Source organism: Streptomyces sp. NPDC058284 (assembly GCF_042881135.1).
Taxonomy (GTDB): domain Bacteria; phylum Actinomycetota; class Actinomycetes; order Streptomycetales; family Streptomycetaceae; genus Streptomyces.
Genome location: NZ_JBHVYE010000004.1, coordinates 57,655 through 79,599 on the forward strand (window position 1 = coordinate 57,655; position 21,945 = coordinate 79,599).

Annotated in this window: 18 protein-coding genes; 7 read left to right on the forward strand and 11 right to left on the reverse strand. The window is 69.9% G+C overall.

All coding sequences use genetic code 11. The features are described from left to right. Positions 1 to 267: 267 nt before the first annotated feature. A complete protein-coding gene (locus ACFVYR_RS07960) occupies positions 268 to 714 on the forward strand; it encodes a hypothetical protein (protein WP_384253295.1) in 447 nt (148 codons plus the stop codon). Between the two features lie 138 nt (positions 715 to 852). Next, complete coding sequence (locus tag ACFVYR_RS07965; RefSeq protein WP_384253293.1) at positions 853 to 1,239, forward strand: hypothetical protein; 387 nt, start codon at positions 853 to 855, stop codon at positions 1,237 to 1,239. A 205-nt stretch (positions 1,240 to 1,444) separates the two neighbouring features. On the opposite strand, the gene ACFVYR_RS07970 is transcribed toward ACFVYR_RS07965, so the two are convergent. Continuing rightward, a complete protein-coding gene (locus tag ACFVYR_RS07970) occupies positions 1,445 to 1,735 on the reverse strand; it encodes a DUF6228 family protein (RefSeq protein WP_384253291.1) in 291 nt (96 codons plus the stop codon). A gap of 151 nt (positions 1,736 to 1,886) precedes the next feature. On the opposite strand from ACFVYR_RS07970, the gene ACFVYR_RS07975 reads away from it, so the two are divergent. Continuing rightward, entirely contained in the window at positions 1,887 to 2,879 is a 993-nt protein-coding gene (locus tag ACFVYR_RS07975; RefSeq protein ID WP_384253288.1) for an aldo/keto reductase, read from the forward strand. A 29-nt stretch (positions 2,880 to 2,908) separates the two neighbouring features. Here the strand turns inward: ACFVYR_RS07975 and ACFVYR_RS07980 are convergent, their stop codons facing one another. Continuing rightward, on the reverse strand, positions 2,909 to 3,517 hold the full coding sequence (locus ACFVYR_RS07980; protein WP_384253286.1) for an SGNH/GDSL hydrolase family protein: 609 nt from the start codon (positions 3,515 to 3,517) through the stop codon (positions 2,909 to 2,911). 283 nt (positions 3,518 to 3,800) lie between these two features. Continuing rightward, on the reverse strand, positions 3,801 to 4,070 hold the full coding sequence (locus tag ACFVYR_RS07985; RefSeq protein WP_384253284.1) for a DUF6233 domain-containing protein: 270 nt from the start codon (positions 4,068 to 4,070) through the stop codon (positions 3,801 to 3,803). Positions 4,071 to 4,303: 233 nt separating this feature from the next. On the opposite strand from ACFVYR_RS07985, the gene ACFVYR_RS07990 reads away from it, so the two are divergent. Further along, complete coding sequence (locus tag ACFVYR_RS07990) at positions 4,304 to 6,280, forward strand: hypothetical protein (RefSeq protein WP_384253282.1); 1,977 nt, start codon at positions 4,304 to 4,306, stop codon at positions 6,278 to 6,280. Positions 6,281 to 6,407: 127 nt separating this feature from the next. Here ACFVYR_RS07990 and ACFVYR_RS07995 read toward each other — a convergent pair whose 3' ends face one another. The 5 genes from ACFVYR_RS07995 to xylB all read right to left on the reverse strand — a co-directional run bounded on the left by ACFVYR_RS07995 (position 6,408) and on the right by xylB (position 13,386). After that, positions 6,408 to 7,931 (reverse strand): aldehyde dehydrogenase family protein, encoded by a 1,524-nt coding sequence (locus ACFVYR_RS07995; protein ID WP_384253279.1) that lies wholly within the window; start codon positions 7,929 to 7,931, stop codon positions 6,408 to 6,410. A gap of 285 nt (positions 7,932 to 8,216) precedes the next feature. Then, positions 8,217 to 9,485: a GAF domain-containing protein gene (locus tag ACFVYR_RS08000; protein WP_384253277.1), complete on the reverse strand. Its 1,269-nt coding sequence runs from the start codon at positions 9,483 to 9,485 to the stop codon at positions 8,217 to 8,219. Positions 9,486 to 9,666: 181 nt separating this feature from the next. Then, positions 9,667 to 10,266 (reverse strand): N-acetylmuramoyl-L-alanine amidase, encoded by a 600-nt coding sequence (locus tag ACFVYR_RS08005; RefSeq protein WP_384253275.1) that lies wholly within the window; start codon positions 10,264 to 10,266, stop codon positions 9,667 to 9,669. A 421-nt stretch (positions 10,267 to 10,687) separates the two neighbouring features. Further along, entirely contained in the window at positions 10,688 to 11,917 is a 1,230-nt protein-coding gene (locus ACFVYR_RS08010) for an ROK family protein (protein WP_384253273.1), read from the reverse strand. A 14-nt stretch (positions 11,918 to 11,931) separates the two neighbouring features. Next, a complete protein-coding gene (gene xylB / locus ACFVYR_RS08015) occupies positions 11,932 to 13,386 on the reverse strand; it encodes a xylulokinase (protein WP_384253271.1) in 1,455 nt (484 codons plus the stop codon). A gap of 119 nt (positions 13,387 to 13,505) precedes the next feature. On the opposite strand from xylB, the gene xylA reads away from it, so the two are divergent. Continuing rightward, the gene (gene xylA / locus ACFVYR_RS08020) at positions 13,506 to 14,672 is read left to right on the forward strand and encodes a xylose isomerase (protein WP_384253269.1); all 1,167 of its coding nucleotides are present in this window, start codon (positions 13,506 to 13,508) and stop codon (positions 14,670 to 14,672) included. Between the two features lie 452 nt (positions 14,673 to 15,124). On the opposite strand, the gene ACFVYR_RS08025 is transcribed toward xylA, so the two are convergent. Together ACFVYR_RS08025 and ACFVYR_RS08030 are read right to left on the reverse strand one after the other, a co-directional pair. Next, positions 15,125 to 16,447, reverse strand: coding sequence for an SWF or SNF family helicase (locus ACFVYR_RS08025; protein WP_384253266.1), 1,323 nt, complete (start codon positions 16,445 to 16,447; stop codon positions 15,125 to 15,127). Then, positions 16,444 to 19,335 carry a DEAD/DEAH box helicase gene (locus tag ACFVYR_RS08030; protein WP_384253263.1) on the reverse strand — a complete coding sequence of 964 codons (2,892 nt, stop codon included), beginning with the start codon at positions 19,333 to 19,335 and terminating at the stop codon, positions 16,444 to 16,446. The genes ACFVYR_RS08025 and ACFVYR_RS08030 overlap by 4 nt, the downstream gene beginning before the upstream one ends. A gap of 237 nt (positions 19,336 to 19,572) precedes the next feature. Here ACFVYR_RS08030 and ACFVYR_RS08035 point away from each other — a divergent pair, with 237 nt between their 5' ends. Together ACFVYR_RS08035 and ACFVYR_RS08040 are read left to right on the forward strand one after the other, a co-directional pair. After that, a complete protein-coding gene (locus ACFVYR_RS08035) occupies positions 19,573 to 20,625 on the forward strand; it encodes a fatty acid desaturase family protein (RefSeq protein ID WP_384253260.1) in 1,053 nt (350 codons plus the stop codon). Between the two features lie 165 nt (positions 20,626 to 20,790). After that, positions 20,791 to 20,973, forward strand: a complete 183-nt coding sequence (locus ACFVYR_RS08040) for a hypothetical protein (RefSeq protein ID WP_384253258.1) — start codon at positions 20,791 to 20,793, stop codon at positions 20,971 to 20,973. 109 nt (positions 20,974 to 21,082) lie between these two features. Here the strand turns inward: ACFVYR_RS08040 and ACFVYR_RS08045 are convergent, their stop codons facing one another. Beyond that, on the reverse strand, positions 21,083 to 21,907 hold the full coding sequence (locus ACFVYR_RS08045; RefSeq protein ID WP_384253255.1) for a hypothetical protein: 825 nt from the start codon (positions 21,905 to 21,907) through the stop codon (positions 21,083 to 21,085). Positions 21,908 to 21,945: the final 38 nt, after the last annotated feature.

Here is a 21,945-nt window from a genome sequence, read left to right on the forward strand (position 1 = left end):
CTCCGACGCGGGCGAAGGGGCCAACCGTGTCCTGGACACTGTGTCGGCGTCTACACGCAGGGTGAGCACCGCCCCGACGCTAGCAGTTGTCGCGATGGATTTGAACTGGCTCGAATGCTTTCCGGCGTGAGGCCCACGCCTGCTTGAGTCGTGTTGTCGAACAACGGCAGCAACGTTCACTGCCCGATCTGAGGCGGTCGTCTCCGCACTTGCGCATCGGGCACTCAAGGAACAATCGGGCACTCAAGGAACAGGGGAGTGGTTGTCATGGTGAAGTTGAAGGACACAACGACGGTGAAGAGCCACACGAGGAAGGTCGGCATGGCCGTGACGGCAGCCGTGTCGGTTGCCGGAATGGTCTTCGCGGCGGCACCCGCTTCCGCCGCCGGTGCAGCCACCTTCTCGATCGAGTACGGGGCGAGCTACTACAAAGGCACGGCCAGCTGGTCCAACCGGTCGGTCAGCGTCGACGGATCGTTCAAGGCCAGCAACTGTCGACGGGTCTACGCGCGGGCGTTCGCCGGCAGCACCTCACTGGACTTCAAGAGCAGCAGCACCTGGTGCAACCGATCCGGTCCTGCGGACTTCGCCCTTGCCGCGAACGTCGTAGGTGGGTCCGACAACATCTGGCTCTACATGACCGACGAAAACCAGAACTACCTCAAGGGACAGACCTGCTACCGCGCCGGATACTGCGTCGACGGCCTGCACTAAGCGGTTTGGGCGGTGATGGTCCGTCCGCTGAGGGTTCCGCTGAGGGGACCGAGTCGCCAGCGCCCGGTTCCGCTTCACCCGGTTTGATGCCGCACGCGACCGCGTGTCGGGCTCCGTAGTCCCCATCCTGGAGTTCGCATGAAGACTCATCTCGCCGCCGCCCTCGGTTCGGTCGTGCTGACCGCGGGTGCCTTGCTGGGCGCTCCCGCCGCCTCCGGCGCGCAGACCGCCCCCTACCCGAGCACCCCTATCGACATCAGGCTCGGCGCCAGCTCCATCCGCGGCACCCTGACGTGGTACGGGTCGCCGGTGGCCGCTGGAACATTCCGGTCCGTCGGCTGCAACAGGATGTGGACCAGCGCGTACGATGCCTCTGGCAACGAGCTCGCCTTCTCGAGTACCAACACTCAGTGCGACATGACGTCCTCCTTCAATAGTGCGTTCCCCGGGGCGACGGAGTCCGTCGAGATCTGTCTTGTCGGTGCGAACCTGACACGCAAGTGTGAGTGGTACAACCGGCCATGACCCATCCGACCGGTCGGGCTGCGTAAGGCTGTCGGCTGGCGGCTGCCGGAGTGACGCCCCCCAGAGTCCAGCCGGTTGGTGATCGGCGCGATGCGGCCCGCCCGTCATGATTCGGGTGGGCGGCAGCCCGCGCCTCTCCGTTGGGCCCGCGTCGGACCGGCCCCTCGAAGCGCAGCAACGCTGTCCGGCGCTCCTCGGCTTCCAGTCAAGTGGTCACCGATGCGACCCAGCCGCCAGCCGCCAGCCGCCAGCCGCCTGCGGCCTGCGGCCACGGCCGCAAGGCCCAGGTCAGCCCGACGTGGCCGCCGGACCCGAAGTCCGCCGGCACCGTCAGGTCTTGGTCGTTGGTCTGCCAGCTCCGCTGGCCGCCCCATCCCCGGTAGTCAGCGGCGAGCTCTTCCAGGAACGTGGTGAGATCGCTGCCCCAGATCCAGGCGACGACTCGGGTGTACCGGGCCGACCCCGGCCACTGTGCGGGACGGGGCGCGCGGCACACCCGGCAGGCCTGGCTCTGCCCTTGGCCTGGACATGGCCTTGGTCGTGGCCTTGCGCTGGAGTGCACTCCAGGTGCCAGGATCCCGATCACCGCCGATCGACGGCGGCTGCTCGTGGGCTTGAGGAGGGGGTATCCCGTGCGTCATCACGCCATGGGGTTTCAACGGGTTTCTGCGCTGTGCCTGGGCACACTGCCGTTCGGCACGGTGGTCGACGAGGAGATGTCCTTCGCGCTGCTCGACCGGTTCGTCGAGAAGGGCGGCACGTTCATCGACACCGCGAACTGCTACTGCTTCTGGCGCGAGGGAAGCGACGGCGGCGACAGCGAGCGGCTGCTTGGCCGCTGGCTGGCCACTCGCGGGATCCGGGACGAAGTGACGGTGGCCACCAAGACCGGCGCACTGCCCGCCGGCGAGGGGACCTGGCCCGCCAACCGCGAAGGCCTGTCCGCGCAGGCCCTGCGGCACGCCGTCCACGGCAGCCTGCGGCGGCTCGGCACCGACCGGATCGATCTCCTGTACGGGCACATCGACGACCCGTCGACCCCCTTGGAGGAGACCGTCGGCGCGTACGCCGCGCTCGTCGCCGAAGGCCTGGTGGGCCAGGTCGGCATGAGCAACCAGAACGGGACACGGCTCTCCCGCGCCCGAGACCTGGCGAAGCGGCAGAACCTGCCCGCCTTCACCGCGCTCCAGCAGCGGCACACCTATCTGACACCGGCGCCCGACGCGGACTTCGACTACCAAGTGGCCCTGGACGAACCGACGCTCGCGTATGCCGCCACGCAACCCGATCTCACCGTGCTCGCCTACAGCGCGCTGCTGAACGGCGCCTATGCGGGCAGCAAGCCCGTCCCGGCCGAGTACCGGCACGACGGCACCGAGCCTGCCCTGCGGGTCCTCGCAAAGATCGCGGCGGAGACAGGGGCCACGCCCGGCCAGGTCGTCTACGCCTGGATGCTGCAGAGTTCGCCCACCGTCATCCCGCTCGTCGGCGTCAGCCGCCTCGACCAGCTCGACGAGGCACTTGAGGCGCTCGACCTGGAACTGACCGAGGAGCAGCGCGCCCGCCTGGACGCCACACGAGCGGCCGCGCCGCGCCGCCCCGACTCCCTGCGACCCGACGAGACGTCGCGGATTTCGTAGAGAGTGCGCTCAGCACCTGGAAGAGGGTCCTAGAGAGGGTCCAGCTCGCCGAGTCCCATGACGCGCAGGGCGTGGTCGGCCATGCGGCGGTGGCCGACCGCGTTGGGATGGGCCGGATCGTCGAGCCAGGCGATCGGGTCGTCCGAGCCGTGGTGCTCCCGCCAGTACGCCTCGTGGTCGACGAGCAGTGCGCCGGTGTCCGCGGCGATCTCCCGTACCGCCTGACAGTACGCGGGAAGCGCCGCGCGCCGGTCCGAGCCGGAGACGCTGACCAGTACCGGCGTGTGCAGGACGAGCTGGGACGCGGGGGGCGTCCGCTCGATGATGCTCCGCACCGCGTCATGGAATCGCGGCAGTCCGGCCTCGCCCTCCAGACAGTCGTTGGTGCCGAACGAGACCGAAAGCACGTCGGGCTCGTGGCGGCCGACGAGCAGGTCGTACGCCGCGAGCAGGTCGGTGGCCGTCCACGCGGAGACGCCGGTGTTGATGACGACGTCCGTGAGGCGGTTCAGCTGCCACCGGACGCGCTCGTGGAGATGCTCCACCCAGCCGCGGGCGCCATGCGTGTGCAGCACACCCTGGGTGATGCTGTCTCCGGTCGCCACCCAGGTCATGGGTGAATCGGCCAGCCGGATCATGCGCTCTTCCTTCCGGGTCCGGTCTCCGCGCGTCCCTGATGAGCACGGTGTCCCGGTGGTACGACAGGGTGCCTGCTCAAGATCGTGAGCACAATGTGCGCGCCGTGTCGCCACATCACGAGCCCGTTGAGGCTGGCCTCCCGATGTCGGACGGCCTCGGCGCCCCGTTGGGCAGGCCGCACGATCTTCTCTTGGAGCAAAGGGATGGCGACTGCGCTCCGGCGTGAGCCCTGCAGATGTCCCGCCGTGCGTAGCCGGCGCCGCATCGGCCGCAGGCTGAGTTCTACTCCAAGATCCCCAACTCGGCGTCGGGCTTGCAGTGCGTGCAGGCCCGGATGCCGCGCGCCAGCTGCCGCCGCGCCTCATCGCGCGTGATCGGACGCCGACGCTTCGCGGTGTAGCAGTCCCCGCGATGCACCTCGATCGGTGGCGCGCCCTGCCCGATCCTGAGCTCGAGGATCCAGTCGGGAACCGGCGGCCGCGCCAGTCCGCCGCGTGCCGGCTCAACTTGCAGCCGTTCCTCGTCCGCGATCCACCTGCGCGTGCGCGCCACGTCCCGTTCCTGTATACGTTCCACGAAGCGCAGCAGGTCGAGACGGGTAAGAGGAGCATGTGGTGGAACTCCGGAAGAGCCGCACCCAGCTCATTGACGGTCAAACCTGCGCACGGTTCGCGGGCCACGTGACCGCCGGTGTGCGCTCCCGCGACGGAGCGCCGGGTTAGCAAGGTGAAGCGCGTGCCCCGGCATCGGCGAAAGCCAGGCAGGTGATCCGGCAGGATGGCCGCATGTCCCACACCCCGATACGCCCCGCACAGCCCTTCGACGAGAAGTGGATCGCCCAGGCCCTCAACGGTTTCATCGAAGGCTCCGGACACTGGGGGCCCGGCACGCTCGCCGTGTTCACCGAGGTCGGCGGCTACTTGACCGGGAGCAGTGAGGAGGTGCCCGCGCGGTACCGGGGCTGGAACTGGTACCGGTTCATCGGCCGGTGCGGCGCCGTGGCCCTGCGGGCGAGCTCTTTCCACGTGCAGGACCATCTGCGCGAGGTGCAGCTGGCGATGCTGGATGTCTGGGCGGAAACTCCCTTCGCCGACCCGGAGGTTCGCGCCCGGATGCGTACGGGCGTCCTCGAACTCGCCGACAACGACACGCATGCCGCTCGGACCCACGAGGGTGCGGTGGTCGCTCTGCACGGGCTCGGCGCCGACCGGGACGGGCAGCGCTTCGTCGAGTTGCGCACCGGCACCGCCCAGCCGCCGGCGCCAGGTCGCATCACGTCCACCGAGCCGGTGCCCGCGGCCGGTTGGGACACACCTGACCGTCTGCGGCGCCTCGTGCACCTCGTACGACAGAAGGGCCCCGCGCCCTGGGACCGCGCGGCGGCCGCGATGCTCGCCGAGCGGACCGGGCTGAGCAGGGCCGGTGCCGCACTGCTGCTCGCCGGGATACCCGACGTGAAGTACGGGTACCGGGGCCTCGACGCCGAGGCGCGCAAAGTGATGGGACTCAAGCAGTCCGAAGCCGAGGCCGGTGAGCGGGAATTGGCGTCCCTGCGGGTGGCCGAGCGCCTCGACCTGCTGGCCGACGTGCTGCCCGCGGACCCCGAGCAGCTGTGGCTGGAGGGCGGGCAGCTGGCGCTCGCCGAGCGGATCGCCGAGGCGTGGTGCAGGCAACAGGGCGTACGTCCCGTCGTGCCCGAGTCGACGCTCGCCGTCGCCGCCGAGCACAGCGATGTACGGATGGCCCCGGCAGCCGTGTGCGCCGTGTTCGCCGATCCCGCGCGCGAGCCGCGGCTGACCCGCGACCCTGACACCCGGCTGCGGGTGAACAGCATCAGCGGCGGCGGCTGGGAGGGCGACGAGGGTTTCCGTTTCAGAGAGCTGCTCGCCGTGGTGTGCGACGCCGTCGACTGGGTGTACGCCGAGCTTCCCGAAGGGGATCCCGTACGCCGCGGTGTCCCCGAGACCGTACGGCTGCTGCGGGAACGCCTGGCCCACCCGGAGTTGCTGCTCTCCGCCCGTGGGCGCAGCCTGCGCGGCCGCACCGTGGCGAGCCTGCTGCCGGGCTTTCCCGGCGCCTTGCCCTACTTGGACGCCGCCGAGTCGCTTGCCCATCCCACGCTGGACGACGGCCTGGTCGTCGTGTCCGAGGCAGGGTTCGACCGGCGCGGTGAGCGCGAGGCACCCAGCGTGTACTTCCGGCCCGGCCGCTACGGGGCCGACGAGCGCTCGCGGCGCCTGGAGGCCGTGGTGGGCGTGGAGGACTCTCATCTGGCCCTGGTCCGCCGACTGCGCGGTTCCGAGTTCGAGCGGATCGTGCAGCGCATAACCGAGGCGTCGCTCCCGCCGGGCGGTTACGAGACCGATCCACGGCTCTCCGCACCAGAGGTGGTCGAGGAGGCGGCCGCCACCACTGGTCTGGATAGGGACGCTGCTACTTTGTATCTACAGCTGCTCGCCCTGCCCATGCCCACCGACCGCCGTATTCGCCGCTTCAACTGGTGGACACCCGCGCACCACAAGGACGTTGCGGCCGCACTCGTCGAAGCCGGTCTGGCGGTCGTCGACCGCAGGGCCCGCGCCGGGCGGGGGGTGTTCCTGCCCGGCGACTGGGCCGGCGGGGACAAGTTCTACCCTCCGATGGAGACCTGGAAGGCCGGACTGCTCGGGGTCCGGGTCATCGGGCACAAGGTCCACTCCCGGCCCGTCGCCGGCCCCCTGCCCGAACTCTTCTCCCGGGCCTGGCGGACGCGTCCCCACTGAGCGCGGTGGCACTTTCCGCAGATTGCGCCAGAACAGCGGAGGATGATCCTCATAGACCACGGACTACGGCGAGGTATTCGTTTCGGGTCCGTTCTACGCGGAGCCTCCAGGCAACCCACTTGCGGCCCTAGAAGAACCCAAGTTTCTTGGGGCTGTAGGAAGTGAGAATGTTCTTCGTCTGCTGATAGTGCTCCAGCATCATCTTGTGCGTCTCGCGGCCGATGCCGGACTGCTTGTAGCCCCCAAATGCAGCATGGGCCGGATACGCGTGATAGCAGTTCGTCCAGACGCGGCCCGCCTGGATCGAACGGCCGGTCCGGTACGCCATGTTGAGGTCACGCGTCCACACTCCGGCCCCGAGGCCGTAAAGCGTGTCGTTGGCCGTCTTGATGGCGTCGTCGAAGTCGTTGAACGACGTGACCGAGACGACCGGGCCGAAGATCTCCTCCTGGAAGATCCGCATACGGTTGTCGCCCTCGAAGATCGTCGGCTGGACGTAGTACCCACCCGCCAACTCCCCCTCGTACTCGACCCGCCGACCGCCCGTCAGCACCTTGGCACCTTCCTGCTGACCGATGTCCAGATAGGAGAGGGTCTTCTCCAGCTGGTCGTTGGAGGCCTGGGCGCCGATCATGGTGTCGGTGTCGAGCGGGTGCCCGGCCTTGATCTGCTCGGTGCGCGCCACGGCCGCTTCGAGGAAGTCGCTGTAATGCCCGCGCTGCACCAGGGCCCGCGACGGACAGGTGCACACCTCGCCCTGGTTGAGGGCAAACATGGTGAAGCCCTCCAGCGCCTTGTCCCGGAAGTCGTCGTCGGCGGCCCACACGTCGTCGAAGAAGATGTTCGGCGACTTGCCACCCAGCTCCAGCGTCACTGGTTTGATGTTCTCGGAGGCGTACTGCATGATCAACCGCCCCGTCGTCGTCTCCCCGGTGAAGGCCACCTTGGCGACGCGCGGACTGGAGGCCAGCGGCTTGCCCGCCTCGGCCCCGAACCCGTTGACGATGTTGACGACCCCCGGCGGCAGCAGATCGGCGACCAGGCTCATCCAGTAGTGGATGGAGGCCGGAGTCTGTTCGGCCGGCTTGAGGACGACGGCGTTGCCCGCGGCCAGCGCCGGTGCCAGCTTCCACGTGGCCATGAGAATCGGGAAGTTCCACGGGATGATCTGCGCGACGACACCGAGCGGCTCATGGAAGTGGTACGCGACGGTGTCCTCGTCGATCTCGCTCAGCGACCCTTCCTGACCGCGGATGACACCTGCGAAGTACCGGAAATGGTCGATGGCGAGCGGAATGTCCGCGGCCAGCGTCTCGCGGACCGGCTTGCCGTTCTCCCAGCTCTCGGCGACCGCGAGCCGTTCGAGGTTGGCCTCCATTTTGTCGGCGATCTTCCGCAGGACGTCCGAACGCTCGGTGACCGACGTACGTCCCCACGCGGGCGCCGCGGCATGCGCCGCGTCAAGGGCCCGCTCGACGTCCTCCGCGGTACCCCGGGCGATCTCGGTGAAGGGCCGGCCATTGACCGGGCTCGGGTTCTCGAAGTACTGACCGCGGGCGGGCGCCACGTACTCGCCGCCGATGAAGTGGTCGTAACGCGACTGGTAGGAGACGATCGCGCCCTCGGTGCCGGGCGCTGTGTAACGGGTCATCTCGGCTGCCTCCCGATGAAGGCCGCCCGCCGTCGGGCAGCTCTCGCCCGGAGGCTAGGAGGCCGGACGTTGCATGCAGGTTGCGCTTGCGCCCCTTCCGCTCGACGCTTGCGCCGCGCCCTCGCTCCCTCCCGCAGTACGGATTGCCGCAGCCTGTATACGCCGCTCACTCACCGCGCCTTGCTTGAAGCTGCCTGCCGCTTGTCCTATCCGGCCCACTGCCCTGTCTCCTGGCCCCGTGACATGCTCGCCGATGCCGCCGACCCTCCCTCCGTTGTACGTTGCCTACGTGCGCTCGCGGCCCGGCGGGGCCAGTTCGGCGTCGAGCTCCCTCAGACGGGTCAGCACCGGCGCTGTCGGGCGCAGCGCGGCCAGCGCCCGCCATACCAGTAGGTCGTCCTCACCCCACGGTGCGTGTGCCCAGTCCGCGAGCAGATCGGGGTCGTTGCGGGCGATGAGCGCCGATCGCAGCTGATTGGCAAGCCTGCGCCGGAGCCGGACCAGAGCAGGCGCCTGCGACTGCGGAAGCAGCGGTCCCGCGTACGCCGCGGCAGCCGCTGTCACCGCTCCCGACCCCAGCCGACGCTCGACGGTGTCGACGTCGCACTCGACGGGTGCCGTCAGCCGGTACGGCCGCGAACGGAGCAAATCGGCGCCGAGCACCCGCCGCAGCCGCGCCATCTCGGCCCGCAACGTCACCGGCGGCACCGACTCGTCCTCGTACAGCGCACACAGCAACTCGTCCCCGGTCAGCCCTTCCGGATGGCGAGCCATGAGCACGACGATCTCGCTGTGCCTACGGCTGAGCCGCACCTTGCGCCCACCCACGAGCAACAGCACCTCGTCCCGGCCCAGGGCGGCCACCTCGATGGTGTCCCCGGAGCCCACCGGTGGGGCCAGCAGCGCCAGTTGGGACTCCGCAGCCCGCGCGACTGCCTGCACGAACGCGAGACTGTGCGGGTGCGCGAGACCGTTCCCACCGGTGATGTCGACCGCGCCGATGAGCCGCCCTGTCCGCGGATCGTGCACCGGAGCCGCCGCGCACGTCCACGGCTGCACACGCCGCATGAAGTGTTCGGTGGCGAAGACCTGCACCGGACGGTCCACGGCGACCGCCGTCCCCGGAGCGTTCGTCCCCATGGCGGACTCCGCCCACCGCGCCCCCGGGACGAAGTTCACGCGCCCGGCACGTTGCCGCGTCTGGGTGTGGCCCTCGACCCACAACAGCCTGCCCTGCGCGTCGCACACCGCGAGAAGGTGCTCCCCGTCGGCCGCGAAGGTCCCCATCAACTCCCGGAACAGCGGCATCACCCGTGCCAGCGGATGTTCAGCGCGATACGCGCCGAGGTCACCGTCGGCCAGCTCCACCGCCGCGCCGGTGCCTTCGGGACTCACCCGCGCTCTCGCCGACCTCCGCCATGAGTCCGCCACCACCGCACGCACCGGCCGGGAAACCGTCCCCACGTCCGCGAACCTCTCATGTGCCCGGCGTATCGTCCGCACCCGCTCGGCGAGATCGGCGCCCGGCTCCAGGGCCACCCATGGATCGATCAACTCGGCCTCCTGGGACGTCCTGGGACAGCGATGCGGTGCCGCCATCGTCGCCCCACAGACGGAGACCGACAAGGACGCGCGGTACGTAGGGGCAGAGTTGGGGTAGAGGGATGCCGAGCCGTGAGCGGAAGCGGTACGACCCGGGGCGGGCGAGCCGGGTGGTCTCCGAGTGTCCAAGCGGTCAGGCGAAGTTGACGAGGCGTAGGTAGCGCGACCAGTCCCAGTACGGGCCGGGGTCCGTGTGGTTCGAGCCGGGAACCTCATGGTGGCCGATGATGTACTCACGGTCCTTGGGGATGCCGTACTTCGTGCAGATGGCGGCGGTCAGTGCGGCGGACTGCTCGTACATCGCGTTGGTGAAGTACTCGGGTTTGTCGACCCACCCTTCGTGCTCGATGCCGATGCTGCGTGTGTTGTAGCTCCAGTTCCCCGCGTGCCAGGCGACGTTGCGCTCGCGGACGCACTGGGCGATGTGTCCGTCCCTGGAGCGCACCACGTAGTGGGCCGATACCTGCTTCGCCGGGTTCTGGAAGATGGCGAGTGTGTCCGCATAGGTCTCCTGTGTGACGTGGATGACCACGTAGTCGACGGGGTAGGTGCTGGGGCGGTTGGCGGCGGTGTAGTTGGAGCTGCTGGCCGGCACCGACTCGGCCAGTGGGTAGTCGACCGCCCAGGACTGGGCGGTGGCACGGGCGGCGGGCAGGAGCGCCGCGGGGACGGCGGCGGCGACCGCGCCCTGCAGCAGTCGGCGCCTGCTGGGTGAGCGTCTTCCTCGATCCATGACTGGCCTGCCTCTCGGTGGGGGGAACGGCTGGACTGGCGCTGTACTTGAGAGGTCCACTGCTTCGGTACAGGTTCACTGCACTAGTACAGGTTCAACTGCGCTGGTAATACCCGTTGAGAGCCATGCCCTCGCTCTGTCGCGCGTGCCTGTCGCCGAGGGTCAGCGGCGCACGGTCGATACTGACGCCCAGGGAACGGGTAGCCCCGGCTCACAGACTCGGCCGCGCACGATGCGGTCTCCGCCATCAGGGGAAGTGGCGCTTGGCGTGAATTACGTTACGGCGCCCGCTGGTTGGGACGGAAGGGCGTAGCTCGGATCTGTGTACAGCAGCGTGATTGTGGATATCTCGGCCACCCGTTCGGTGGGTGTCACGTCAGCGGACGCCCACTCGGGCTTGCGTCTGAGCCCAAGCCCCACCTCACGCAGAGCCGGAGCTCACCGCAGAGCCTGCGCCCAAGCCCGCAGGGTCGTCCAGCACCGCCCGCGCCACCGAGTGCGCCGCGCCCAGCAGGGGCCCGTCCGAGCCGAGGTCGGAGACCGTCACTGCGCAGGCCCGGCCGGCCGTTCGCTCCGTCAGCTCCTGCTCGATAGCGGGCAGCAGCCAAGGGGCAAGGCGTGACAGTGCGCCACCGAGCACCACGGTCCGCGGATCCAACAGATTGACGGCACCGGTGAGAGCGATGCCCAACGCGGTCCCGGCATCACGCAGCGCCCGCTGCACCGTGACGTCACCCGCGGAGGCCCGCTCAGCGAGCCGTTCGCTCCGGCCTGAGCCGGGCTCCAGACCCGCCGCACGCAGCACTGCCTCCTCGCCCGCGTACTGCTCCAGGCAGCCACGGCCTCCGCAGGGACAGGACCGCCCATCGGGTTTTACGGGCACGTGGCCCAACTCGCCCGCGAAACCGTGCGCTCCGCGCAGCAGCTGCCCGTCAACGACAAGCGCGGCCCCGATGCCGATCTCCGCCGAGACATGGAGGAAGTCCTCGGAAGAATCCTCGCCGAGCCACAACTCCGCGAGCGCGCCGAAGTTGGCTTCGTTGTCCACGGTCAAGGGCAGGCCGGTGGGCAGAAGGCTGCCCAGGTCGATGTCGTGCCAGCCGATGTTGGGTGCGCGGACGGCCGTCTGCGTGTCGCGGGCGACCAGGCCGGGAACAGCCACGGCGAGGCCCGCGGGGGACAGGCCGGCCTGCCGTGCCTCGGTGCTCACCTGCTCCACCAGGATGGCGAGTTCCTCCAGGACCGGCACGGGCGAGCGCCCGCGGTTGCGGGCCGGCCGCTCGGCGCGTGCGCGGAGTTCGCCCCGCAGGTCGACGGCGCACGCGGCGAGATGGTCGACGCCCACCTCGGCGCCGATGCCGACGGGACCGCGCGCGCTGACCGCGAGGGCGGATCCGGGACGCCCCACCCGCCCCGGGCGCTCCGGACCCAGCTCGTCAAGGAGCCCCGAGCGGATCAGTTCGTCCACCAGAGTGGAGACGGCGGCACGTGTGAGCCCGATACGGGAGGCCACGGCGGCCCGGGACAGCGGCCCGTGAGCGGCCACGGTGTGCATCACTCGGGAGAGGTTGCGGCGGCGCATTCCCTGTTGGGTGTCGGGCAGGCGCGCGCGGGACGCGACCCTGCGCTCGTCGTGCAGCGGTGCGGTCATGCCTCGGTCAACCCTCACTCCCCACGGGGCGCCCTGTCCAGAAGCGGCGCCGCGTCGGAGAGTACCCCGGAGATCCGGGCCAGCGTTGCCGCATCCCGCTCGACGGGCCCGAGCACGGGGCCCCTGGCGGTGTCCCACCGTCGCGCGATCGCGCTGGGATCCTCTTCGGTCAGCAGGCCCGCCGCCTGCGCCGCCGCGCCGAGCGCGACCAATTCCTGAGCTTCGGGGACCTGGACGGGGCGTCCGGAGAGGCGACGTACGGTGTGCTGCCAGGCCCTCCCACGTGCTCCGCCTCCGATGAGCAACAGCGGGGACGACCGGTCGGCGTCCGAATCCAGTACCAGGTCGAGTGCACCGAGCAGTGAGTGCACGGCCCCCTCGTACGCGGCCCGCAACAACTGTCCGGGCGTCGTGTCGTGCCGCAGGCCGTGCAGTACCCCGGAGGAGTGAGGCAGGTTCGGGGTGCGCTCGCCGTCGAGGTAGGGCAGGAGCGTCACCGCACCACCGGGTTCGACGGCCTCGCGGTCCAAGTGGAGGAGTTCGGCGATCCGGTCCACGGCCAGTGTGCAGTTGAGGGTGCAGGCCAGCGGCAACCATGCGCCGCGCGCGTCGACGAAGCCCGCGACCGTGCCGGTCGGGTCCGAGGGACGGTTCTCCGACACCGCGTACACGGTGCCCGAAGTACCGAGGCTGAGCACCGGTGTGCCGGGACGCAGCCCCAGTCCCAGAGCGGCGGCCGCGTTGTCACCGGTGCCCGGGGCTACCAGCGTGCCTCTGGAGAAGGGCAGATCGTCACAGTCCCGGACCGTTCCGACGACTTCGCCCGGGCGTGCGACACGGGGGAGCAACGCCGGATCCAGGCCCACCATGCTGAGGATGTCCTCGTCGTACTGCTCCGTTCCCGACGCCCACCACCCCGTTCCGGAGACGTCGCCGCGGTCGGTCGTGCCGAGCCCGGTGAGGCGTTCCGTGAGGTAGTCGTGCGGCAGGCGCACGGCAGCCGTGGCTCGGGCCGCGGCGGGCTCGTGCTCGGCGAGCCAGGCCCACTTCGTCACGGTGAAGGAAGGTCCCGGCACACTGCCGACGCGATCCGCCCACTCCTTGGGGCCACCGAGGCGTTCGACGAGACTCCGTGCCTGCGGGGCCGACCGTACGTCGTTCCAGAGCAGGGCCGGCCGCACCGCGCTGCCGTCCTTGCCGAGTGCGACGAGCCCGTGCTGCTGGCCGCCGATCGACACCGCCGAGGCCTCCCGAGCGGCCTGCCCGCACTGCCGGAGCGCCGCGCACAGTGCGTCCCACCACTCCTGGGGGTCGCTCTCGCGGTGTTCGCCCACGGTGACGCGGTGCGGGGCCTGCCCGCTCGCGACGACGCGGCCGGTGGCCGTATCGACGACCAGTGCCTTGGTGGACTGTGTGGAGCTGTCCACACCGACGACGAGCGGGCCCTGGACTGTGGGCGCTGATGACATGACGGTCTCCGTTCCTGCGGGTCTTCCCGGGTATGCCCCGAAGTTCCCTCCTCTTCCCAGTGGCGCCCTCGGATACTAATTTGTAAACGGCCATGACGAAATAGGCGAGGGAGCCGCACATGAACTACCAGCCCACTCCTGAGGACAAGTTCAGCTTCGGCCTGTGGACGGTCGGCTGGCAGGGCAGGGACCCGTTCGGAGACGCCACGAGGGCCGCGATCGATCCGGCCGACTCGGTGCGGCGCCTCGCCGAACTCGGTGCCTACGGAGTGACGTTCCACGACGACGACCTCATCCCGTTCGGGTCGTCGGAGGCGGAACGCGAGGGCCACGTCAAGCGCTTCCGGCAGGCACTGGACGCAACAGGTCTCGTCGTGCCGATGGCCACGACGAACCTCTTCGCCCACCCCGTCTTCAAGGACGGCGCGTTCACCGCCAACGATCGCGACGTGCGCCGGTACGCCCTGCGCAAGACGATCCGCAACATTGACCTCGCGGTCGAACTAGGCGCGCGCACCTACGTCGCCTGGGGCGGCAGGGAGGGGGCGGAATCGGGTGCGGCGAAGGACGTGGGCAATGCGCTCGACCGCATGAAGGAGGCCTTCGACCTGCTCGGTGAGTATGTGACCACCCAGGGCTACGACCTGAGGTTCGCGATCGAGCCGAAGCCGAACGAGCCGCGGGGCGACATCCTGCTGCCCACCGTCGGTCACGCCCTCGCGTTCATCGAGCGCCTGGAGCGGCCCGACATGTTCGGTGTCAACCCCGAGGTGGGGCATGAACAGATGGCGGGCCTGAACTTCCCGCACGCCATCGCCCAGGCGCTGTGGGCGGACAAGCTCTTCCACATCGATCTCAACGGCCAGACCGGCATCAAGTACGACCAGGACCTGCGGTTCGGCGCCGGTGATCTGCGCAGCGCCTTCTGGCTGGTGGACGTCTTGGAGCGGGGCGGGTATGACGGGCCGCGGCACTTCGACTTCAAGCCGCCGCGTACGGAGGACTACGGAGGAGTGTGGGCGTCAGCCGCGGGGTGCATGCGCAACTACCTGATCCTTCGCGAACGTGCGGCCGCCTTCCGCGCCGACCCGGAGGTACAGGAGGCGTTGCGCGAGGCGCGCCTGCACGAGCTGGCCGTTGCCACCGCTGACGACGGACTGTCCGGCCTGCTCGCCGACAGGAGCGCGTACGAGACATTCGATGCGGAATCGGCGGCAGCGCGCGGGATGGCCTTCGAGCGCCTCGACCAGTTGGCCATGGACCACCTCTTGGTGGCCCGGAGCTGAGCGCTCTCTTCACGTCCCCTCCGTCGGTGTCGCACCCTGAGCGGTATTTCCGACGCGAGGCGTCGACCTCGGCAGGCGATCAGGAACGATGACGGCGCCTCCTGCGAGGGGCAGGAGGCGCCGCCGTCAGCCACCGGTCGATCAGCACCCGAGAGCGCGGTGCCCGGGTCAACCCCCTTACCGATAGTTCGCGCGGACAGAGCTGACGCATCCGATGCTTCGGGTCGAGCCGGAGAAGGCTCCCGCGGCCAGACCCTCCTGAACCGACGTACTCCACGCTCGCTCACGACATGGCCGCGCTCAATCGCTGGTCAGAGGGAGTGCGTGCGCCGGTGTTCCCGGCGCACGGACACCCGAGTCGAATGCGCCGGCGGGCTTCTTCGCACGTGTTTCGGCCATGTACCACCTGCCACACCGACGCATGAGGCTTCCAGACCGTTGAGCGCCCGCTGTCACTCGCTGCCGGTGGCCATGGCCAACGCGGTCGCCGGGTCGTGGGCCGCCGGCCCTGCCGGGGCCCAACGACCGCCGTCCTTGCGATAGGGCCACCAGCGGCCGTCGCGTCCATGGCGCAGTTGTGCGTCCGCACCGATGACGGTCCAGCGGTTGGCGGCCGCCTGCAGCCGGGGCCGTTCGTCGTCGTCCCAGGCACCCTCCAGAGCGGCACGCGCGCGTGCCAGTGTCTCCTCCTTCGGCGTCCACTCCTCTTCGAGTACGTGGAGCGCGGCGCGCCCGCCGTACCGCCAGGCCCGTACGGCGAGGGCCAGGCCGTGCGGACCGCGGCCGGACGCGTCGGCGAGCCGCGCCTCGACCACGGCGCCGGGCGCACCGGCCGCCAGTCGCACGGCGTCCTCGCCGCTCGTCAACTCGTCCTCGACAGGCTGCCTCTCATGCTCGGCGGCGAGCGCGTCCGCCAGCATCCGGTACGCCTCGACAGCCGTCTGTGCGGCCAGAAACTCCACCGCTGACACATCGAGACCCGGCGCAGGTTCCGCCTCGGTGTCCAGCGCGGGCGGCAGGCCCGGCTCTGCGGGCAGCGGAGGCAGCGCGGGCAGCGGCGGGAGGATGGCGCCGTCCGCGTAGGCCTCCGCGGCGTCCACGCCCTCTGAGGCGGTCTCCTGGCTGCCTTCCGAAGGCTGCTCCGCGTCGACTGTCGTGACGCTTCGCACCTGGAGCTCGTCGAGGAGTATCCGCTCTCCGCGGCCGCGCATCAGGAGCAGGACGAAGGGGTCCTCGTCGAGCAGACGCGCCACTTGGTAGCAGAGCGCCGCAGTGTGCCCGCAGTGGTCCCACGCGTCGCAGTCGCACTCCGGTTCCAGGTCCCCGATGGCGGGCAGGAGTTCGATCCCGGCGGCCGCGGAGTCCTCCACCAGATGCGGCGGCATCTCGCGGTCGAGGAGCGCCGCGATGTGCCCGGCCCGCTCGACCGCCATGGCCAGGAAGCGGTCCCACTCCTGCGAACTCAGCTCCTGCAGCAGGACATCGGAACGGTGCGGGGTGCCGTCGCGGTCCTTGACGACCGCCGTGATCCGGCCGGGCCGCACCGAGACCGCGCCCACGGCGCCCGCGCGCGCGAGCCTGCGGCCCGCCTTGAGCTGCTGCAGGTCGAGTGCCGTGTCCTCGAGAGCCTTGAGCCAGGCCTGCCCCCACCAGCTCTGCGCGAAGCCCTTGCCGTGCGCGGGCGGCAGCGCCGCGAACGTGCGCTCCTCGGCCTGCCTGCCCGCGCGCGGGCCGTCGTCCCCGATACCGAACGACTCGTCATGGATGTCACTCATCGCGTTCCCCCTCGCAGCTCCACCAGATCCGACAGCTCGGCGTCGGTCAGCTCTGTCAGAGCGGCCTCGCCGGAGCCGAGGACGGCGTCCGCCAGCTCCCGCTTGCGCAGCAGCATGTCGGCGATGCGGTCCTCGATCGTGCCTTCCGCGATCAGCCGGTGCACCTGCACCGGCTGCGTCTGCCCGATGCGGTACGCGCGGTCGGTGGCCTGCGCCTCGACGGCGGGGTTCCACCAGCGGTCGTAGTGCACCACGTGCTCGGCACGCGTCAGGTTCAGGCCCGTTCCAGCCGCCTTCAGAGACAGCAGGAAGACCGGGACCTCGCCGTCCTGGAAGCGCTGCACCATCGCCTCCCGTCCCGCGACGGACGTGCCGCCGTGCAGGAACTGCGAGGGGACACCGCGGGCCGAGAGATGCTGCTCGATGATCCGCGCCATCTGGACGTACTGAGTGAAGACGAGCACGCTTGCGCCTTCGGCAAGGATCGTGTCGAGCAACTCGTCCAGCAGTTCCAGCTTTCCGGAGCGACCCGGGATCCTGGGCGTGTCCTCCTTCAGGTACTGCGCGGGGTGGTTGCAGATCTGCTTGAGACCGGTGAAGAGCTTGATGATCAGGCCCCTGCGGGCGATGCCGTCGGCGCCGGAGATCTCCGCGAGCGTCTCGCGCACCACAGCTTCGTAGAGGCCCGCTTGTTCGGTGCTGAGCGAGACGGCGCGATCGGTCTCCGTCTTCGGTGGCAGCTCGGGTGCGATCCCCGGGTCCGACTTGCGGCGGCGCAGGAGGAACGGACGTACGAGCTGTCCGAGCCGCTCGGCGGCGGTGGGATCCGCGCCGCCCTCCACGGCCTGGGCGTAGCGCGTACGGAAGGTGCTGAGCCTGCCCAGCAGGCCGGGCGTCGTCCAGTCGAGGATCGCCCACAGCTCGGAAAGGTTGTTCTCCACCGGAGTGCCGGTCAGCGCCACGCGCGCGCGTGCACCGATCGTGCGCAGTTGCTTGGCCGTGGCCGAATACGGATTCTTGACGTGCTGGGCTTCGTCGGCGACGACCATGCCCCAAGAGGTCTGACCGAGCTTCTCCGTGTCGAGCCGCATCGTGCCGTAAGTGGTCAGCACGAACTCGCCGTCCGCCAGGCCCTCCAGGTCGCGCCGGGCCCCGTGGAAGCGGCGGACCGGCGTGCCGGGTGCGAACTTCTCGATCTCGCGTTGCCAGTTGCCCATCAGCGACGTCGGGCAGACCACCAGCGTGGGCCCCGCTGACTCCTCCTGCGCCTGACGGTGCAGATGCAACGAGATCAGCGTGATCGTCTTACCGAGACCCATGTCGTCGGCGAGGCAGGCGCCGAGACCGAGCGAGGTCATCCGTGCCAGCCAGTTCAGGCCGCGCAGCTGGTAGTCGCGCAACTCGGCGGCAAGGGCCTCGGGTTGTCCGACGGGCTCCATGCCCTCCGGGTCGGCGAGTCGTTCACGCAGGGTGGCGAGCCACCCGGTCGGTTGCACGTCGACCGGCTGCCCATCGACCTCGGCCGTGCCGGTCAGCGCGGCGCTGAGCGCGTCGATCGGGGCGACCTTGTGATCATGCCGATCGCGGGCGCGGCGGGCCTCTTCGGGATCGATGAGTACCCACTGATCGCGCAGGCGCACCACCGGACGGTTGGACTCGGCGAGACGGTCCAGTTCGGCCCGGGTCAGCTGTTGGCCGCCCAGCGCGAAGCGCCAGTTGAAGGCCAGCAACGCGTCGGCGGACAGGAAGGACGGCGTGTCCGAGGAAAGCTTGTGCGGGCCCTTGCCCTGCTTGTCATCCTCCTCGTCCGGCGGGCCGATGACCGCCCGAGCGGTGAGATTTCGCGCCAACTCCTTGGGCCAGTGCACGTCGACACCCGCGACGGCCAGCATCCGGGCGCCTTCACCCAGGAGCGCGGTGACGTCCTCGTCGGCCAGCTCGATGGCGTCGGGCACGGTGGCGGAGAGCAGTGGGGCGAGCGGCGGCCACGCGCGCGTGGCACGACGCAAGGCCAGCAGGGCGTCCATGCGCCAGCGCGGCCCGAAGGCCTGCTCCGGCGTCCCAGTTCCGGCCCACACGTCGGCGGCGTCCGCGACGAGGGACGGGTCACTGACGCTGTGCAGCTGCGGAACCGCGCGGAACGGCAGACGCGTGCCGTCCTCGGCGACCGCGGCGAGTCCGGGGACCTCCACGCGCAGCGAGACGCGGACACCGGCGTCGTGACCGGCCGCCACGTCCAGGGCCCAGGCGCGCTGTTCGGGAATTCGCTGGGGCTGCGGTGCGGTGAAGACGGAGCCCCCTGATGCCAAGGGCGCCGCGGGGGAGCGCGGCAGGGTGTCGGCCACGGAGTCGAGGAACTGGCGCAGCAGCCGCTCCGGCTCGGGCAGGCGCAGCGGCGTCCCGCCGTCCAACGGCAGCGCGTGGGCGGCCGGTGGCATCGCTGCGGCCAGCTCGCGCAGCCGCTGCAGGTCCTCGGCGCCCAACGGCCCCGCACGCCACGCGTCGTAGTCGCCGGCGGTCAGTCCAGGCAACAGCAGCCCGCGGGCGGCCAGTTGCAGCGCCAGTACTCCTGCCGTACCCCAGAAGGCACCCGTCGCGTGTACCCCTGCCGCGGCACGCGCGCGCGTGAGGACCGGCAGCGCGGCGCGGACAGGCAGAAGCACCGTGGGCACCGTGGCGAGCTCCACGCCGTCATCCCCGGGTACGACGAGCTCCAGCTCCTCGTAGGAACCGGCCGCGATGTCAGGAGGTCCGGTGCCGTCCGGGCGCCAGAAGGCGACGCGTCCGTCGCGTGGAGGATCGCCAGGCACGAAGAGCACGGAACAGCGGCAGAGTTCGGGGATCTCGGAGGGCGATACGACAGGGGGCCTGTGCACAGCGAGACGCATTCCTCAAATTTGACTACTGAGACTGGAACGGCCGAGGGTACCGCACGGGCGGCATCCCCCCGATGGTCGACGGCGGTGATTCAGGTCACTACGGCAGGGAGGGGTGTTGCCAGCCCCCCTCTGCCGAGCGGTGCTGCCCCCCGGTCGTACCCGGGTGGTGCCGCCATGGCGGCCATGGGCCGCTGATCCGTACGTTCTGTGAGGTCAGCCCGTCGTCACGAACACCGGAGACCCACCATGCCCCAGGCCGCGGCAGTCGCGGAACGCCCTCCAGTCAACCCTGGCAGGCAGACCGCCGGAAGTGATTTCGCTCCCCTCCTGCGCACGGTCAAGGAGCAGGGTCTCCTGAACCGCCGCATCGGCTGGTACATACGCACCATCGCGATCAACACCCTCGCGATGGCGGCTGTGGGCGTCGGAATGTGCCTTCTCGGAACCTCGTGGTGGGTACTGCTGCTCGCCCCCGTCCTGTCCGTCCTGTGCGCCCGGACGGCGTTCATCGGCCACGACGCGGGCCATTCGCAGATAACCGGAAACCGGTCCGCCGGCCGCGCCATCGGCCTCGTGCACGGCAACCTCTTGCTCGGGATGAGTTCGGCTTGGTGGAACGACAAGCACAACAGGCACCACGCGAACCCCAACCACATCGAGAAGGACCCCGATGTCGCCGCGGACATCCTCGTATGGACCAGCAAGCAGGCCAAGGTCAGGGTGGGTTTCCGGCGCTGGCTCACCCGCAATCAGGCCTGGCTCTTCTTCCCGCTGACGCTCCTTCAGGGCGTCGCCATGAAGATCTACGGCTTCAAGGACCTGCGTCGCCAGGATGCGCGCGAACGCGTGGTGGAGGGTTTCCTGCTCGTCGCTCACCTCGTCGGCTACGTGGCGCTGCTGCTCACCGCGATGCCCCTCGGCCACGCCGTCGCCTTCGCCGCGATCCACCAAGCGCTGTTCGGCCTGCACCTCGGGCTTGCCTTCGCGCCCAACCACAAGGGCATGGAGATGCCGGACCCGGACGGGGAACGGTGGGGACACCTGCGGCGCCAGGTGCTCACCTCACGCAACATCCGCGGCGGCCCCGTGGTCGACTGGTTCCTCGGCGGCCTCAACTACCAGATCGAACATCACCTGTTTCCCAGCATGCCCCGCCCGCACCTCCGGCTCGCCCAGCCGGTCGTGCGCGCACACTGCGCCCGCGTAGACATGTCCTACGCGGAGGCCGGATTCGTCGACTCCTACCGTCAGGTACTGCGCCACATGTACGAGGTCGGCGAGCCGCTCCGGATCGAGTAGCCGGAAGGGCGGTGAGTAGCCATTCCGCGAGCCAGGGTTCTGGGGACCGCGACCAGTAAGGGTCACGGTTCAGGGCTCTCTCAGGGGCGCGGTCAGGAACCACGAGAGGCCCGATCCCGTTTTCCAGGGCAGAGAGCGGCAGAAGCCGCGAAGGAGGCGACACACATGTCGAAGAACGCGAAGATCGCCGCAGGAGGTGTGGCGGCCGGACTCATTCTGCTGATCTGGCTGCCGTGGTGGGCCGCACTCCTGATCGTGCTCGGAGTTCCCACGGCTGCCTATCTGACCCTCGACTCTGGTCAGCGGCGAAGGCTGCGGCGCGTCACGCGCAAGGAGATAGGACGCTGAGAGCCGTGTGCGCGGTCCGATATCCGTGAGGCCCGGCCGCTCAGAGCTGCGTCCTTGGCAGTCCTGAAGCGGGCGGCCGGCCGATCCGCGAGGGAGTCTCCGGCCCGGCTCAGGAAGGGCGGACCGCCATCTTGTCGAGGGCTTCCAGCAGCGCGGGAAGTTCGGGCCCCCGGCCCACCGGAAGCACCTCTCCAGGTTCCTCGTCCAGCAGGACGAATGCGATGTCGTCCGTCCTGGCGACCATGGACCAGCCGGGTCCGTCGGCCCGAAGGGTGCGCGCGTCCCCCGAGGCGAAGGACGAACGCACCCGGCCCAGCGGCGGGGGAGTGTCCACGTACGCCCGGGCTTCCGCCAGGACCCGCCGGACGCCGGTCGGCGGAGCCGCTCCGGTGCTCTCCGGGGCATCCTCTTCGGCTCCGCCCCCGGCGAAGTCGACGTCGTTCACCTGAGCTCGCCAGGCCGCCCACTGCAGCGCTATCTCATCGGCGCCCAGCCGCCGCTGAGCGGGCCCCCAGGTGTCGGCAGTCGGTGGTGAGAGCGGTGGCCGCGCGGCGTCCTCGGGGTCCGGTTCCGGATCGTGCGGGGCCGGCACCCCGGGAGCTGCCACGGCGACCGCGAGAGGCCAGCCGGGCAGCGCGGTGACCACCGTACGTTCGTCAGGCGACAGGTCGTACTCCATGCCGCAGTCCCAGGAAGCGATCGCCACGGCCACGAGGGACACGTCATCGACGACGACCGTCCAGCGCGCGCCCTCGCCGTCCTGGCCGAGCACCAGTCCGTACCCGGCGGCGAGCGGCGCGAGACCGAGCGCCGCGCATGCCTCGGGATAGTCGTCGCCCAGCACGCTGGGGAACTTCGCGGGCGTGAGGAGCACTGCTGTCAGCACGTACAGCGCGTCGTCCTCGGCGGCGACAGCGTCGTCCGTCCCGGCCATGCCAGCCTCCCCATCGCTTCATCCGTCGGCGCACCCTA